Below are 15,991 nucleotides of genomic sequence, written 5' to 3'. Positions count from 1 at the left end.
GCTGATGAATCTTGTAATTAATGAGATGAGAATTTTGATGCGATACACAGTCATTCTTGCCGCGCTATTTATTACCGCTTGCGGCAAGGAACCCGCAGAGCCAATTACCCGACTTTATCCCGGTGAGACCCCTGAGCTGCGTATGATGATCGACGAAACTGCGGACGCAAACGGAGTACCGCGCAGCCTAGTACACCGTGTGATCCAACGAGAAAGCGATTATCGTCCCAATGCTCGAAATGGCCCATACTACGGCCTGATGCAGATTCTGCCTGCGACAGCGCGCCAGATGGGATTTCGCGGGCAGCCTTCCGACCTCTTGGACGCTCAGACCAACCTGACATACGCCGTGAAATACTTGCGCGGAGCTTGGATGGTTTCAGATGGAAACGAGCCCGAAGCGGTCATGTGGTATGCTCGTGGGTACTATTACGAGGCGCGAAACAGATGCATGCTTGTGGCCACCGGGCTTAGGGATACTGAGGTACGAAAGTACTGCGGCTGAAGCCCTTTCCACAGGAGCTAGATACAGCTTCAATTTAACCGTAACCAAGCTCCTCCAAACAGAGTGGGCTCGCACTACGGAGCCATGTATTTGCGCGTTTTGCAGAGCTGCTGCAAAACTTGTATGTCGCCAAAGTACTAGTTGGCTGCCTGCGAGAAGGCCGACCGAGCCGCGCTACATTGAAAGTGATCTACCATAACCTCGCAATTGAGTTGTGTTGTTCAGTTTTGGATTGAATTCTTCCAAGAAGAATGCACTTTAGATTGAGTTTGGTGTGTCCAAGTTGATCGAGCCACGTTACGACAATCGACAATTGAGCGCGTATAGTGAATCGTGCAAACTTATGGGCAAATCGTGCAGGCTTATGCGCAAGTGCTATGCAAAATTATGGGCGAAGACACCCAAATTTTCTGAATAAAATCAATGATAGGAATGCAGCGTTAAGCACGCACCTACATTGCTTCTTAGACGCGTCCGTAGTCGTTCGCGGGTGGATCTACAGCAATTCAATTAGTTGTGGCAGGCTACATGGCCTCTAACGTATGTGCGAGGCCATTTCGGATATGATCCACTAGTAGCTTCTTGGCTGTATCCGCGTCTCTGGCCAAGGCGGCATTGAACATGCCTTTATGCTCCTCGACGGCTTCTTCGCCGCGATAGGTTAGTACAAGCATTTGATAGCGCAGGTATTTATCGTAGATGATCGAGTGCAGCGTCAGAAGGTTTCTGGAGTTGCACGCCGCGATCATGGCTTGGTGAAACTCCCAATCATACCGTTTCCAGGTTTCTTTCTCAGAGTCATCTCCTTTTAGCAGCTGCTGTTCCATCAGGTGCAGCTTATGGTGCGCGGCGACAAGGTTGCCTTCCCAATCCGTGTCGCCGTTTGCAATCGACAATTCCAATGCGTGGCATTCCAACAGGGCGCGCAGCTCTGCGATCTCGGTCAGGTCTTCACGGGAAACTGGCGTAACCAGAAATCCCCTTTGCTCGGGAGCTTCGACAAACCCATCGCTGGCAAGCCTGTTCAGCGTTTCACGAAGCGTCGAAAGGCTTGCTGAGTACCGCTCTTTCAAAGCGTCCAGCTTAAGTTTCGAGCCGGGCTGCAACTCTCCGAAAATGATATCCCGTTTGATGCGCTGATAGGTGCTTGCGCCTATCGTAGACGGCTGCTTCGCCATGCATTTCACCCGATATTCTTGGTTTCCTCGTTCATCTATCATTTTTAAAGGTCATCAGCAATCCAAACTGATGTATGGTATAAATAAAAATATCATACATTATTGCGGAATCGGGAAAACCCCAATACGGTCGTGTTCAAATTGGGCGATGCAGCCTAGTCGCAAACATCGGATCCAGAGCTTTTTTGGATCCTCCGGAAGGAACCAAAGTGTCTCAGAACTTTCGCATTGCCATCGTCGGCATTGGCCTTGTTGGACGTCGCCACGCAGATGCAATCCGTGCGTTGCGTCATGTCGATCTTGTTGCATTTGTCGACCCCAGCGACGAAGGCCGCGCGTATGCTGATGAACATGGGGTTGCGTGTTACGAGACGCTTGAAGAAATGTTCGCCAATCAGGCCCCGGACGGCGCTGTGCTGGCGACCCCAACGACACTTCATGTCGAGCAGGGCCTCACTTGCATTCGGCACGGTTGCCCCATACTCGTGGAAAAGCCGATCGCCGTAGAAGCTGGCGCGGCACTAGAGCTTGTTCAAGAGGCGGAGAAGGCAGACGTACCGCTTATGGTTGGACACCATCGCCGGTACAATCCACTGATCAAATCGGCCAAGGAGGCGATTTCGGATGGGCAGATCGGTGATGTTCGTGCAATCCATGCGAATTGTTGGTTCTATAAGCCCGACGAGTATTTTGACACTGCGCCCTGGCGAAAGAAACCTGGCGCGGGACCCATCTCGGTTAATCTTGTCCATGACGTCGATCTTCTGCGGTATCTGGCCGGAGAGGTCGTAACCGTTCAGGCGCAATCGGCTGCATCGCAGCGCGGCTACGACAACGAGGATGTTGCTGGCGCGTTGCTGACGTTCGAAGGCGGAGCCATTGGCACCATAAGCGTGTCTGACAGCATCGTCGCACCATGGAGTTGGGAGATGACGTCTCAGGAATATCCAATCTATCCATCAACCACTGAAAGCAGCTACATGATCGGCGGCTCTCATGGGTCGCTATCCGTCCCTGACCTCCGGCTCTGGAGCTATCGGGGTGAGCAAAGAGACTGGTGGACCCCCATTTCGTCCACAGCGCTCAAGAAGGGCGCCTCTGACCCGTTGGTCAATCAACTCAGGCATTTTGTTGAAGTGGCCCGGCACGAAGCCGAGCCGATCGTATCGGGATGGGAAGGTTTTAGAACGCTTCAAGTCATTGAGGCTATTCAGAATTCTTGCAGAACAGGCGAAACGATCAGGATAGAAAGGTTTCAGCAAGCACCGATCGCAAATATTTCGGTTGTATAAAATATCAGATATTTTGTAAAAAATCTTGCAAAATGTCCAAAATAGGTCAAAACTTGGAATCGTCAAAAAAGAAGCATCAATGATGTCTCAGGGAGGAAAAAAGTGACTTTCAAACTTACACGCCGGGCTGCTGTGTCAGCCCTGGTCGCCACCGGTGTTCTGTTCAGCGCAACAAGTGCAGCGCTGGCGCAGGATAAAGTGCAACTTCGCCTCGCAACCTCGGGGTCGGAAACCGATCAGCGTTCGGTTGCCATGGCCGAGGTTTTCGCGCCGATGGTTGCCGACTTCGCGAGTTATGAGCCCAGCTACAACGGCACCATCTTTGCACAAGGTACCGAGTTGGACGCGATCAGCCGCGGTAACCTGGAAATGTCGATCACGTCGGCGCAGGAACTGGCACAGTTCTTCCCCGAGTTTTCGATTTTCACCGCAGGCTATGTCCATCAGGACGCCGCGCATCAGGTTGCTGTCTTCAACGATCCCTTGATGGATGCCTTCAAGCAGAAGGCCGAAGAAGAGCTGGGTGTCAAATTGCTGTCGGTGATGTATCTGGGTCGTCGCCAGGTAAACCTGCGCCAGCCCAAAGATGAATTGACGGTTTCGACACCGGCCGACTTGGAAGGTGTGAACCTGCGGATGCCCGGCACTGATGCATGGCAGTTCCTGGGTAAGGCTCTGGGTGCGGCTCCGACACCAATGGCGTTCTCGGAGGTCTACACTGCGTTGTCGACCGGTGCTGTTGACGGTCAGGACAACCCGCTACCGACCGTTGTGGACGCAAAGTTCTACGAAGTGACCAACCAGATCGTTCTAACGTCACATCTGGTGGACCTGAACTATATTGCCATCGGCAAAGAGGTTTGGGACAGCCTGACCCCTGAACAGCAAGCTAAGGTTCAAGAAGCTGCAGATGCAGCTGCTGAATCGGGTCGCCAAAAGCAGCTTCAGAAAGAAGAGGATCTCGTAAGCTTCCTGAAAGAGCAGGGCATGGAGATCTACGAACCCGATCTCGCAGCGTTCCGCGATCAGGTACAGTCCATGTATCTGGACAGCGAATTCGCCGGTTCGTGGCCCGAAGGCGTTTTGGATAAGATCAACGCGCTGGGCAACTAAGCCCGCATTGCAAGGGAGGGAGAACCGCAATGAAAGACTTCATAAAGGGGTTCTCCCGACTGACCGAAGCGATTGCCGGCGGGATGCTGGCGGCAATCTTCCTGATCTTCCTTCTTCAAATCCTGCTGCGGTACTTCTTTACCCCTGCAGGATGGACGCTTGAACTGATCGGCATCCTCTGGGTCTGGGTGATCTTTTTCAGCTGCGCCTTCATCGTGCGCGAGCGGGATCACGTAAAATTCGACATTATCTATCTGTCTGTGCCCCGACGCGTCCGTCAGGTCTTTGCGATGCTGGCAGCCGCGGCAATCGTAGTCGGGATGCTCTACAGCTTTCTGCCAACTTGGGACTACATTGACTGGATGAAAATCCGCAAGACCGCGACCGTTCGCAATCCCTTCTCGGGCGAAAAGATACCGCTGCGCACCGTTTTTTCGATCTATGCCGTGTTCATGCTGGTCGTTGCTGCGCGGTATGCTTGGCTGTTCTTTGACATCATGCGCAACGGCCCACCAAAAACCGAGCTTGAAATGGTCGTGGGATACAACGTGGTCGACGATCACCCCCGCGTTGATGTGGAAGACGACGAGGACGCAAGCAAATGAGTTTCGAACTCCTTTCCTGCCTGCTAACCCTTTTTGTTCTGGCAGGCATCGGGACCCCTATCGGCTATTCCATCCTTTTGGCGTCACTGATGTATCTGGGTGTCGCTGGTCTGGATGTCGCGCTGGCGGGTGAAAAAATCCTGCAGGGCTTCTACAAAAGCACGATCCTGCTTGCCGTGCCTTTGTTCATAGTCGCCGCCAATATCATGAACGCGGGGTCGATCACCGACCGCTTGCTGAACTTCTGCGTCGCTGCGGTCGGGCGGTTCAAGGGCGGCCTCGGGCACGTCAACGTGGTTGCGTCGTTGATTTTCTCAGGAATGTCTGGTTCGGCTGTCGCGGATGCTGCCGGGATCGGCAAGATCATTATTGAGATGATGACCAAGGATGGCCGTTACAGCCGGGGCTATGCAGCCGCAATCACTGCGGCGTCGGCGACGATCGGCCCGATCATTCCGCCCTCGATCCCGATGGTTCTTTATGCGCTGGTCTCAAAGGCGTCTATCGGGTCGTTGTTCCTTGCTGGTATTCTGCCAGGCCTGATCATGGGCGTCGTTCTGATGGCGATGAACTACTATCTGGCTGGAAAGCGAAACTTTGCCCTGGAAGAACCAATTCCTCTGCGCGAGTTGCCCGCAAAAACCGCCAACGCGTTTCCGGCGCTGTTGATGCCCGCGATCCTGCTCTACGGTATCTACGGGGGTGTCACCACACCGACCGAGGCCGCCGCCGTGGCTGCATTCTACGCCCTGCTACTGGCAGCGTTCTTCTATCGTGCCCTGTCGTTCCGTGGTCTCTATCAGGTCTTCGTTGACAGTGCCCGTTCGTCGGCAGCCGTTGGGGTAGTCATCGGTGGCGCGTTCATTCTGAACTTCATCGTCATTCAGGAGCAGATTCCACAGTCGATCTCGGCTTTGCTGGAGGGTTCGGATGTTAGCCCGATTGTTTTCCTGATCCTCGTCAACCTGCTGATCCTCGCGCTGGGTTGTGTATTGGACGCGACAACGATCATCCTGGTGATTGTGCCCCTGTTCATCCCCACCTGCGAAGCGCTTGGGATTGATCTGGTGCATTTCGGAGTGCTGGTTGTCGTGAACTCGATGATCGGCCTGATCACACCGCCCTATGGCATTTTGCTCTTTGTGATCAACGCCGTGACGGACATCCCGCTGCGTGAAATCATCTCGGAAATCTGGGCCTTCCTCGCGGTTCTCATCTTCGCCTTGATAATCATGATGCTGATGCCTGATCTGGTTCTGTGGTTGCCGCGCATGTTTGGGTACCAGGGGTAATGTGCCTGTCGGTTTCGACAACATCCATCCCCGGCGATTTGGCTGAGAAACTGCATGCCATAGCCGGGGCCGGATTTGACGGGGTTGAACTGCATGAACCGGATTTGACTGCCTTTGACGGGTCACCATCGCAAATCCGGGACATTGCCTCAGACCTCGGATTGAAAATCTGCCTGCTGCAACCGTTCCATAACCTTGAAGGTCAATCTGGCGGCGGTCGACAGCGCGCTTTTGATCGGTTGAAACGCAAACTCGATCTGATGGGTGAGTTGGGCACAGAACTATTGCTCATTGGTTCAGCTTTTGAGGTGGAGGCCGACGCCACCGAAGATCAGGTGATCACTGACCTTGGGGAAGCGACCGAGATTGCAAAATTGATGGGGGTACGTCTGGCCTATTTGGGCTTGCCCTGGTCCGACCTCATCCACTCGGACGCGCAGGCGCTGCGCATTGTCGAGGCGATTGACAGTCCACATTTCGGGTTGGCCTTGAACTCCTTCTTCTCGCTGGCCGACGGGTCCAAGCCCGCCCGCCTTCGGGACATTCCCGGAGAGCGCCTGTTCCATGTGCAACTGTCCGATGCACCCCGGCTTGAAATGGATATCCGCAGGCTCAAGCGGCATTTCGGGCTCTTGCCGGGGCTTGGGTCGCTGAACCTAGCGGGTTTCGTGCGCGTACTGTCCCGCGCGGGATACAAGGGGCCGTGGTCCATTGCGCGGGTCAACGAGGCAGCGCCGCAACCCGGTGGTCAAACACTGGCACGTGACAGCTTCAGGTCGCTGGTCAACCTTTTGGACGAGGTGTCGCGGACCGAGCCGGGAGCCGATTTCGGTATCCCGGACCTGCCTGAACGCGTTTATGCGTCGGGCTTCGAATTCGTCGAATTTACAGCTGACGAAACAAGCGGCGCGCAGCTGGCCGATATGCTCTCGGCCATGTGTTTTCGCATGGAACGAAAGCATGTCAGCAAGTCTGTCGAGCTGTGGCGGCAGGGTGCGATAAACATCGTCGTGAATACCGAAAAGGAAGGTTTCGCGCATTCGGCATTTCTGGGCCACGGCCCCTCGGTTTGTGACATGGGGTTGCGTGTCAAAGATGCGGATCAGACGGTTCAGCGCGCGACCGCGTTGGGCGCGCCGAATTTCTCGCAACCAGTGGGCACCGGCGAGCTGGACATCCCCGCAATCCGAGGTGTCGGTGGTAATGTTGTCCATTTCATCGATGAGAAATCTGATCTGCACCGTGTCTGGGACATCGAATTCGAGCCAGTCGCCAAAACAAAAGCAACCCAGCCTGCCGGTCTGCGCCGTATCGACCATCTGGCACAGACAATGCGCCATGATGAGATGCAAAGCTGGTTGCTCTATTACATCTCGACGTTTGAGATGGCGAAATCGCCGATCGTAAACGTCGCCGACCCGTCCGGTGTCGTGCAAAGCCAGGCTATCGAAAGCCCTGAAGGCGAAGTGCGCCTGAACCTGAACGGGGCCGTTGGGCGCAGAACTCTGGCAGCGTCATTCCTTGAAGATGGGTTTGGGGCCGGTGTTCAGCACATCGCCTTCCAGTCGGACGATATTTTTGAAACGTCGGATCAGCTGCGTAAATCCGGCTTTCCCAGTTTGACGATCCCAGAGAACTACTACGCCGATCTGCAAGCGACCTTCGGATTGGATGATGATCTGATCACCCAACTGCGCGAGGGCAACATTCTCTACGACCGGGCAGCGGGTGCAGAGTATTTTCAGATCTATAGCCGCCCGATCTTTAACGGCTTCTTCTTCGAAATCGTTGAACGCCGTATGGGCTATGCTGGTTATGGCGCGCGCAACGCGCCCATTCGCCTTGCCGCGCAAAGCAAAACCCAGACGATGAAAGAGGTGCAAACATAATGACGAGCGACGAGCAAGCTGTGCGCCAATGGTGGCGCACCTCCATCATCGACATGAAGCCCGGCCAGATCGCGTTTCGTGGCCATCCCATCGAGGACCTGATCGGGAACGTTTCCTTCCCTCAGATGATCTGGTTGATGGTGCGGGGCGATCTGCCCAGCGATGCTCAGGCACGTCTGCTCGAGGCTGCCCTGGTCGCAGGCGTGGATCACGGCCCGCAGGCCCCCTCGATCGCGGCGGCGCGTATGGCCGCCACCTGCGGGGTCGGTCTCAATAATGCTATGGCGACTGCGGTGAACATGCTGGGCGATGTGCATGGCGGAGCTGGCGAACAATGCGCCGAGCTGTACTATGATATCGCGGTCCGCATGGATGCGGGAGTTTCGCTGAATGACGCTGTTCGGGACGGCTTGGACAGCTGGCGCGAGACGTACGGCAAGATCGTCTCGGGCTTTGGTCACAGGTTTCACAAACCCGTCGATCCACGTGCGCCTCGATTGATGCAACTTGTTCGTGATGCGGCGACAGAAGGCACAGTTTCTGGCCGGTTTGCCGATATCGGAGAAGAGGTTCAGGCCGAACTCGGCCGTCAACGTGGCGGTCGACCAATCGCCATGAATATCGACGGCGCAACGGCGGTGATCTTTTGCGAACTTGGCTTTCCCGCGCCCTTGTCGCGCGGGCTGTTCTGCTTGTCCCGCTCGGTCGGTATTCTGGCCCACGCTTGGGAGCAGATGAACCAGGGTGGCCGCAACAAAGGGCCGATGCCCCCGAACTACTTGCCTTTCTACGAAGACAGGAATGATGACACGTGAGACATCGAAATCCTTCCGGGTCGGCCTTATCGGCTGTGGTCGTATCAGTGATATCTATCTAAAAACACTATCCAAATTCTCAAACGTCGAGGTCGCGGCCTGCGCGAGCCTCGATCCATCAGAAAGCCGCGCCAAGGCGGAACAATACGGCATCGCCAAGGCCTGCACGCCGGATGAAGTGTTCAACGATCCGACAATTGACTGTGTTCTGAACCTGACTATTCCGGCAGCCCATACCGACATCAGCCTGCGCGCGTTGGAGGCGGGTAAGCACGTCTATTCCGAAAAGCCACTGGTCATGAACCGATCGGATGGCAAGGCGATCCTGCACATGGCCTCTGAAAATGGGCTACTGGTCGGTTGCGCGCCCGACACGTTTCTGGGCGGTCGTTGGCAGACCGTTTGGCGCTTGATTGATGAAGGTGCCATCGGAAAGCCGACAGGGGTTTTTGCCCATGTCGGTACCCACGGGACGGAACGCCATCATCCCAACCCGGATTTCTATTACCAAGCGGGCGGAGGGCCTTTGCTAGACCTTGGGCCATACTACCTGACCGCCATGATCTGCTGCCTTGGTCCCGTTGACCGCGTAGCCGGAATGGCGCGGCGGACATTTGACCAGCGGATGATCGAAAACGGCCCGCGCAACGGCGAATGGATGGATGTCGAGGTCAACACGCACTCCCTAAGCTTGCTGCAGTTCTCCTCCGGCGCCATTGGGTCGATGACCATGAGCTTCGACGTCTGGGACAGCGAAACTCCGCGGTTCGAAGTCTACGGTGAAAACGGCACCATCAGCATTCCCGACCCTGACCCGGTTCATGGAGCTAACATCTTTCAGGGGGATGTCTGGCTGAAAACGCGGGACACCTCACGCTGGTCTCATCAACCTCGTCCAACCGGTCGCGAAGACTGGCAGGTGGTCGAAAACAAACACGGGTTCAATGAGGACAGCCGCGGGCTCGGCCTTTTGGATCTGGCCCTGGCGGCACAAGAAGGACGCCAACCCCGTGCAAGTGGAGCACTTGCCTACCACGTTTTCGAAGTCATGGACGCGATTGAACGGGCACCGAAATTTGGCGCCTATCAGACGATAGAAAGCCTTTGCACGGCTCCGGAGCCTCTGCCGGTCGATTTCCTATTGAATGAGAGGAAGGAGCTGGTCCATGCCGGTTGAGACACTCGACTTTGCCCAACCATTCTTTCACGTCCAGCACATTACCGATGAAGACAGAATGTCTGTCGAGGGTCGTGCAATTGTTTTGAACCTTGGGGGACGAGACCTTTCGGTCGTGGATCAGATCGTTGCACCGCTTTCGTCTGTCATCGTGCAAGACAGCACGCTTAACAGCGTAGAACGCGCGGTAATTGTCTACGGTTTCGACACCCATGGTGATGACAACGAGCTGTTCGCATGGGTGAAAGATATGTGGCCATCTGCTTTTGATATCCGCCAAGAGGAGCGTCTGCGTGGCGTTAGCCACTACATGTCGCCAAAGGTCTTCGTGGGTAACGTCGGCCTGACCATGTACCATTCCGGCTCGGTCCCACTGAATGTTGGATTGCACAAGGATCATCCGTTCTGCCCGGTTCCGGGGTTCCGCGAAGTGCACACGCAAATCGTTGGCTTCGGTAAAATGCAGCAATGCCGAGAACGGGACGTTGAGACGCTCTATCTCGAAGAATTCATGGCCCCGGGCACGACCCACAAGCCGATGTATGACGCCGAAGGCAACTATCCCTGGCATCAATACGAGACGATTACCCCCAGCATCTTCATGGCGGTTGAAATCCTGCCCGAGGGCGCACTGGTCCCGGAAATGGAAGTTCAGAATGGCTGAGAGACTTTTACCCGAAGACCTGAACTTTGACGGCCCCTTTCCTCGCTTGTCTCGCCGTTTGCGGCTGGGCGTTGTTGGTGGAGGACGGATCTCAATCACGCAAGCAACGGCCGCGCGGATGGCCGACCGGTGGGAGGTCGCCGCAGGCGCGCTCAGTTCTGACGCCGCGCGCAGCAAAGCGCGCGGGGCTGAGTGGTTCCTGCCAGCAGACAGGTGCTATGCGTCCTTCGACGAGATGGCAAAGGCCGAGGCGGCACGTCCGGATGGCGTGGATGCAGTGATGATCACCACCCCGAACCACGTTCATTTCGACGTGGCCAAAGCCTTTCTGGAGTCGGGCATTGACGCGCTGTGCGACAAGCCCCTGACCAACGAAGTCGCCGAGGCCCAAGGGCTTGAGGAAATCACCGCGCGCACGGGGCAAGTCTTTGCCGTCGGTTATGCGATGTCGTGTTTCCCGGTCATCCGGCAGGCCAAGCAAATCGTGGCCGGAGGCGGCATCGGCAAAATCAACCAAATCCATGTTGAGTTCATGCAAGACTGGATGACGCCCGAAGATGTGGCCGATGCGCCTCATGTAAAGTGGCGGCTGGATCCCAAGATTTCAGGCCCGACCAGCTGCGTTGGCGATATCGGCACCCATGCCGCGCATCTTGCCAGTTTTGTCTCGGGCCTGCCGATGACCGACCTGCGGGCCGAGTTTCACGTCTGCGGCGCGCCAAAGCCGTTGGAAGACACGGTATTCATGTTCACCCGCTATCAAAACGAGGTTCCGGGAACCCTGATGGCAACACGCCTTGCCCCCGGAAATCGGGGTGGGTTGCGGTTGCGGATATTCGGTAGCGAAGGAGGCCTCGAGTGGGACTTGGAGAATTCGGAACAGCTGAAGTTCAATCGGTTCGGTGAGCCGGATCGTATCATCAGCCGAGGTCACGGGCATGGCATCGGCCCCGGTGCGGAACGTCTGATCCGTACGGCGCGCGGCTTCCCCGAAGGGATTATCGAAGCCTGGGCAAATCTCTATACGGAATTTGCCATGGCCGTCGCCGCGCGTCGGGATCGCGTTACCGTTCCGGCCGATTGGCTCTCTTATCCCAGTGTCGATCAAGGCGCAGACGGTGTTCGATTCATTGATGCCTCTGTGCGCTCTCACCAGTCCGGAGGCGACTGGGTCACTATCTAAAGCTTTGCCAATACGAAGGTTAAGCACGCCCGGGCTAGGGCCCGGGCATTTTCATTTCCTGCTCGGTATTAAAAGTTGATATTTTAAAAAATACCAGATATTTTTTACTACGTGTGATGAATTTTAGATTCGCAGACACGTGGAGCTGTCGTTCATGGTGAAACCCGAAGAGGCTGGCGCAGGCCCCTCTCTCTATTCCTTGGCGCATCTGACGCTGATTGGCTGTACGCCGCCCGAGCTGGTCTATATCGCCGCGCGGGCCGGTTACGATGCCGTCAGTCCCCGGTTCATTCCGATGCATGTGCCCGGTGAATTCACCCAATCCCCGATCGACAAGGCGCAGGTGCAGGCCACCAAGACGGCTCTTTCGACAACCGGCCTAAAAGTCCTTGATGTTGAGATTGCGCGCATCACCGAAGACGTGGACCCGCGCGGCTTTGAGCGCTCGTTGGAAATCGGCGGGGAACTCGGCGCCAAACGCATGATCATGAGCGCGTGGACCAACACCCGCGATGATCGTGACTTTCTGATCGACGTCTATTCTGAGACCTGCGAACTGGCAGCACCCTATGGACTGACGGTGGACCTTGAGTTCCCAAGCTTTTCCCGCCTTCGTACTCTGGATGAGGCGCTGGATATTGTCCGCGCCTCTGATCAGCCGAATGGTGGTATTCTGGTCGACACGCTCTATCTGCACCTCAGCCGAGTGGATCTCGGGGAGCTTTTGCACGTCCCTTCGGACCTGTTTCACTTCCTGCACATCTCTGATTGCCTGCCCGGCATCGCTGATACGCGCGAGGGCATGATCCAACTTGCCCGCGATGCGCGGCTCTATCCTGGCGAAGGCTGGATTGACTTCACCGGCATCATCGAACGGATGCCTCCCGTCGATTATTCTATTGAACTGCCCAACCAAAGTCGCGTTGCCGAGTTGGGGTATGAAGAACACGCGCGTCGTTGTCTCAGCCACGCCAAGCGAACATTCGGCGAGGCGCGGTCACAGCGCCGTATGCCCGATGCAGCAATTCCAAAACACCAAGAGGATTATCATGGGCAAAGAGCTCACTGAAAACGACCGACAACTCGCGGCCGATATGCTGGCGCGCGCCCGCGCTGCCATGGCCGAAATCAAGGATTGGGATCAGGACCGGCTGGACCGCTTGTCTCAGGCCATCGCGTGGTATGCAGGGAATGAGAAGACCTTTACGCGTCTGGCACAGCAAGGCGTGGACGAGAGCGGTATTGGTGATCGCGAAGGGCGTCCTGCGAAGCGGTTCAAGATACACATGGTCCTGCGCGACGTACTGCGCACACCGTCGACCGGGATCGTCGAAGTCGACGAAGAAAAGGGCCTGGTTAAATATGCCAAACCTGCCGGTGTGATCGCGTCTCTGATCCCGATGACCAATCCTGCGATGACGCCACCGGTGACCGGCGTGTCCGCCGCGAACGCCAGGAATGCCGTCATCTTTAGCCCGCACCCGCGAACCGCCCATACCACCTTTGAGATGGCCGAGGTCATGCGCGCAGCCTGCCGCGCCGCCGGTGCCCCCGAAGACCTGTTCCAGTCGATCCGCAAACCGTCGATCCCGTTGACGCAGCATCTGATGGAAATTTGTGATCTAACACTGGCAACGGGTGGCAAACCCATGGTCAAAGCGGCCTACAGTTCAGGGCGTCCGGCCTATGGCGTCGGCGCGGGCAATTCGTCCATTGTCATCGATGAGACAGCCGATCTGGACATCGCTGCGCGGAACACTCGCATCTCTAAGACCTCTGACTTTGGCTCGGGTTGTTCGGCCGACGGTAACATCATTATCCAGCGTTCGGTCTACGACGATATGGTCAAAGCGCTGAAGGCCGAAGGCGGGTATCTGTGTTCGGACGAAGAGAAGGCCATGCTCGAAGCGGCCATGTGGGACGACAAAGGCAACCGCACCTTCCCGACCATCGCCTGTCCGCCTCAGCAAACGGCCAAGGTCGCCGGGTTCTCGATCCCGGATGATCGCAAGTTTCTGATGGTTGAAAATCAGGGGCAAATAGGGCCGCAGCACAAGTTCTCCAAGGAAAAACTGACCACACTGATGGCGCTCTATCACTTCGACACATTCGATGATGCGCTGGAAACGGTCAGCCAGATCTACAACACTGGTGGCAAAGGTCACTCCTGCGGCATCTATAGCCACAATGACGATCACATCGATCGGTTGGCGCGCTTGGCTCCGGTCAGCCGCATGATGGTGCGGCAGCCTCAGTCAAAGGCCAACGCAGGTGCCTGGACCAATGGCATGCCTATGACCAGCAGTCTGGGTTGCGGCATCTGGGGCGGCAACATCACCAATGAAAACGTCACCATGAAACACATGATGAACTACACCTGGGTCAGCCGTCCGATCCCCGAGGATCGCCCCTCGGAGCCGGACCTGTTCGGTGAGTTCTACGGACAGGAGGTCGCGTGATGGACGGAGCGAAACTGGAAGGCAAAACCGTCGCCGAACATATCGTTGACTTTCTCGAACGCCGCGAGGTCGAACATGTGTTCGGCCTGTGCGGCCACACGAACATCGCGGTACTGGCTGCGCTTGCCGAAAGTCCCATCGATTTCGTTACAGTACGACACGAACAAATCGCCAGCCACGCAGCGGACGCTTACGCCCGCGTGACAGGCAAGGCCTCGGTGGTTTTGTCTCACCTCTCCCCAGGTTTGACAAACTGCGCCACCGGGGTCGCTAACGCGGCGCTGGACTGTATCCCCATGGTCGTGATCGCAGGTGACATTCCCACGCATTACTACGGCAAGCATCCGCATCAGGAGGTGAACCTGCACGCGGACGCCGCCCAGTGGGAGATCTACCGCCCCTTCGTGAAACGTGCATGGCGGGTGGACCGGGCAGACTTGATGGCCGAAATCCTGGAGAAAGCATTCCATCTTGCCGAAAGCGGCCAGCCCGGACCGGTGCTGGTCAACGTGCCGATGGACATCTTCTCCGAGGTGATCCCCTCGGACAGTTTCGACCGTATCCGCGACAATACACGCGCGCTCAAGAAACCGTCGATTGACGATGAATCCGCACGAGAGATTGTCGAAGCACTGGCGAAGGCCGAAAACCCGGTTGCCTATGTCGGTGGCGGTATCCTGTTGGCGCAGGCGAGCGAGGAGTTGCGCGAGTTTGTCGAACATATGGATCTGCCCGTCGCGCATTCCCTGATGGGTAAAGGTGCGTTGCGAGACGATCATCCGCTTGTACTGGGTATGACCGGGTTTTGGGGCACCGAACTGGTCAACCAGTCCTGCCTGAATGCGGATTACATCTTTGCCGTGGGCACCCGGTTCAAAGAGGCCGATTGTTCCAGCTGGTATCCCGGCTACACGTTCAATATTCCCGGTTCCAAGGTCATTCACATTGACATCGAACCGCAAGAGATCGGCCGAAACTATCCCACCGAGATCGGTGTCGTCGCGGACGCTAAAGCCGCGCTTCGTGTGCTCAATCGGGTGGCCCGTGAGATGTATCCGGACGGTTTCAAGCGCCCTGCGCTCGAACAGAATATCGCTGACTTCCGAACGGACTTCAAAGCGCGTAACTTGGAAATGGCGACCTCATCTGCCTTTCCGATGATGCCTGAGCGTATTCTGGCGGATACCCGCAAGGCACTGCCTGAAGATGCCATCATCACCACTGATGTTGGATGGAACAAGAACGGAGTTGGGCAACAGTTCGATATCCTGACTCCCGGTTCGATCCTGACACCGGGCGGGTTCGCCACGATGGGCTTTGGACCTCCGGGTGCCATCGGCGCGAAGCTGGCGGCACCTGATCGGGTGGTGCTTAGCCTGGTCGGCGATGGTGGGTTTGGTCAAAACCCGTCAATGCTGGCAACAGCTGTCGAACTTGATCTGGGCATCATCTGGCTTGTGATGAACAACAACGCGTTTGGGACCATCGCAGGACTGCAAAAAGCGCATTACGGCCTGACCTATGGAACAACCTTCCCCGGATCGGCCGAAGCACCCGCAAACGGGCCGGGCTATGCCGACATAGCGCGGGCCTATGGTGCAGAAGGACACAGGCTCAGCGCTGCTGACGAGTTGTTGCCCGCATTGGAGGCGGCAATCGCCAGTGGCAAGCCAACGGTTTTGGATGTCCCGATGATCAACAACCCAACGCCAACAACCGGACATTGGAACATCTTGGATATTTATTCGCCGGACAAAGACGTTTCTCACGTCGCGACATAAATAGGCTGCGCGCAGCACAATCCACTGAAGGTTTGGTT

Annotated in this window: 14 protein-coding genes; 13 read left to right on the top strand and 1 reads right to left on the bottom strand. The window is 56.3% G+C overall.

Features of this window, described 5'->3' with window-relative positions; translation table 11 throughout:
* The first annotated feature begins 4 nt into the window (after positions 1–4).
* Entirely contained in the window at positions 5–505 is a 501-nt protein-coding gene (locus tag ACR0DU_RS19150; RefSeq protein WP_480876692.1) for a transglycosylase SLT domain-containing protein, read from the top strand.
* Between the two features lie 524 nt (positions 506–1,029).
* On the opposite strand, the gene ACR0DU_RS19145 is transcribed toward ACR0DU_RS19150, so the two are convergent.
* Entirely contained in the window at positions 1,030–1,683 is a 654-nt protein-coding gene (locus ACR0DU_RS19145) for a GntR family transcriptional regulator (protein ID WP_010443508.1), read from the bottom strand.
* 209 nt (positions 1,684–1,892) lie between these two features.
* Between ACR0DU_RS19145 and ACR0DU_RS19140 the strand changes: the two genes are divergently transcribed.
* The 12 genes from ACR0DU_RS19140 (at position 1,893) to ACR0DU_RS19085 (ending at position 15,953) form a co-directional block, all read left to right on the top strand.
* Entirely contained in the window at positions 1,893–2,975 is a 1,083-nt protein-coding gene (locus ACR0DU_RS19140; protein ID WP_480876682.1) for a Gfo/Idh/MocA family protein, read from the top strand.
* Positions 2,976–3,077: 102 nt separating this feature from the next.
* Entirely contained in the window at positions 3,078–4,088 is a 1,011-nt protein-coding gene (locus ACR0DU_RS19135; RefSeq protein ID WP_010443510.1) for a sialic acid TRAP transporter substrate-binding protein SiaP, read from the top strand.
* A 29-nt stretch (positions 4,089–4,117) separates the two neighbouring features.
* Complete coding sequence (locus tag ACR0DU_RS19130) at positions 4,118–4,693, top strand: TRAP transporter small permease (protein WP_170473839.1); 576 nt, start codon at positions 4,118–4,120, stop codon at positions 4,691–4,693.
* Positions 4,690–5,985: a TRAP transporter large permease gene (locus ACR0DU_RS19125; RefSeq protein ID WP_170473842.1), complete on the top strand. Its 1,296-nt coding sequence runs from the start codon at positions 4,690–4,692 to the stop codon at positions 5,983–5,985. The genes ACR0DU_RS19130 and ACR0DU_RS19125 overlap by 4 nt, the downstream gene beginning before the upstream one ends.
* Positions 5,986–6,023: 38 nt before the next feature.
* Positions 6,024–7,874: a bifunctional sugar phosphate isomerase/epimerase/4-hydroxyphenylpyruvate dioxygenase family protein gene (locus tag ACR0DU_RS19120; protein WP_480876677.1), complete on the top strand. Its 1,851-nt coding sequence runs from the start codon at positions 6,024–6,026 to the stop codon at positions 7,872–7,874.
* The gene (locus tag ACR0DU_RS19115) at positions 7,874–8,689 is read left to right on the top strand and encodes a citryl-CoA lyase (RefSeq protein ID WP_480876675.1); all 816 of its coding nucleotides are present in this window, start codon (positions 7,874–7,876) and stop codon (positions 8,687–8,689) included. The genes ACR0DU_RS19120 and ACR0DU_RS19115 overlap by 1 nt, the downstream gene beginning before the upstream one ends.
* A complete protein-coding gene (locus ACR0DU_RS19110; protein WP_480876672.1) occupies positions 8,679–9,866 on the top strand; it encodes a Gfo/Idh/MocA family protein in 1,188 nt (395 codons plus the stop codon). Before ACR0DU_RS19115 ends, ACR0DU_RS19110 begins: the two co-directional genes overlap by 11 nt.
* Positions 9,856–10,530 carry a hypothetical protein gene (locus tag ACR0DU_RS19105; RefSeq protein ID WP_480876669.1) on the top strand — a complete coding sequence of 225 codons (675 nt, stop codon included), beginning with the start codon at positions 9,856–9,858 and terminating at the stop codon, positions 10,528–10,530. Before ACR0DU_RS19110 ends, ACR0DU_RS19105 begins: the two co-directional genes overlap by 11 nt.
* Positions 10,523–11,713 (top strand): Gfo/Idh/MocA family protein, encoded by a 1,191-nt coding sequence (locus tag ACR0DU_RS19100; protein ID WP_480876666.1) that lies wholly within the window; start codon positions 10,523–10,525, stop codon positions 11,711–11,713. Before ACR0DU_RS19105 ends, ACR0DU_RS19100 begins: the two co-directional genes overlap by 8 nt.
* 154 nt (positions 11,714–11,867) lie before the next feature.
* On the top strand, positions 11,868–12,782 hold the full coding sequence (locus ACR0DU_RS19095) for a sugar phosphate isomerase/epimerase family protein (protein WP_480876663.1): 915 nt from the start codon (positions 11,868–11,870) through the stop codon (positions 12,780–12,782).
* Positions 12,763–14,172, top strand: a complete 1,410-nt coding sequence (locus ACR0DU_RS19090) for an aldehyde dehydrogenase family protein (RefSeq protein ID WP_480876661.1) — start codon at positions 12,763–12,765, stop codon at positions 14,170–14,172. The genes ACR0DU_RS19095 and ACR0DU_RS19090 overlap by 20 nt, the downstream gene beginning before the upstream one ends.
* Entirely contained in the window at positions 14,172–15,953 is a 1,782-nt protein-coding gene (locus ACR0DU_RS19085; RefSeq protein WP_480876658.1) for a thiamine pyrophosphate-binding protein, read from the top strand. Before ACR0DU_RS19090 ends, ACR0DU_RS19085 begins: the two co-directional genes overlap by 1 nt.
* The last annotated feature ends 38 nt before the right edge of the window (positions 15,954–15,991 follow it).

It is taken from the genome of Ruegeria sp. G2, assembly GCF_056533505.1.
Note: the sequence above shows the minus strand (reverse complement) of the source record. Positions and strands in the feature narration are given on the sequence as shown.

What these genes read in the sequence shown, in the direction of transcription:
- ACR0DU_RS19150 (WP_480876692.1), top strand. Translation starts at nt 5, where the DNA reads ATGAATCTTGTAATTAATGAGATGAGAATTTTGATGCGATACACAGTC.
- ACR0DU_RS19145 (WP_010443508.1), bottom strand. Translation starts at nt 1,683, where the DNA reads ATGGCGAAGCAGCCGTCTACGATAGGCGCAAGCACCTATCAGCGCATC.
- ACR0DU_RS19130 (WP_170473839.1), top strand. Translation starts at nt 4,118, where the DNA reads ATGAAAGACTTCATAAAGGGGTTCTCCCGACTGACCGAAGCGATTGCC.
- ACR0DU_RS19125 (WP_170473842.1), top strand. Translation starts at nt 4,690, where the DNA reads ATGAGTTTCGAACTCCTTTCCTGCCTGCTAACCCTTTTTGTTCTGGCA.
- ACR0DU_RS19115 (WP_480876675.1), top strand. Translation starts at nt 7,874, where the DNA reads ATGACGAGCGACGAGCAAGCTGTGCGCCAATGGTGGCGCACCTCCATC.
- ACR0DU_RS19110 (WP_480876672.1), top strand. Translation starts at nt 8,679, where the DNA reads ATGACACGTGAGACATCGAAATCCTTCCGGGTCGGCCTTATCGGCTGT.
- ACR0DU_RS19105 (WP_480876669.1), top strand. Translation starts at nt 9,856, where the DNA reads ATGCCGGTTGAGACACTCGACTTTGCCCAACCATTCTTTCACGTCCAG.
- ACR0DU_RS19100 (WP_480876666.1), top strand. Translation starts at nt 10,523, where the DNA reads ATGGCTGAGAGACTTTTACCCGAAGACCTGAACTTTGACGGCCCCTTT.
- ACR0DU_RS19095 (WP_480876663.1), top strand. Translation starts at nt 11,868, where the DNA reads ATGGTGAAACCCGAAGAGGCTGGCGCAGGCCCCTCTCTCTATTCCTTG.
- ACR0DU_RS19090 (WP_480876661.1), top strand. Translation starts at nt 12,763, where the DNA reads ATGGGCAAAGAGCTCACTGAAAACGACCGACAACTCGCGGCCGATATG.
- ACR0DU_RS19085 (WP_480876658.1), top strand. Translation starts at nt 14,172, where the DNA reads ATGGACGGAGCGAAACTGGAAGGCAAAACCGTCGCCGAACATATCGTT.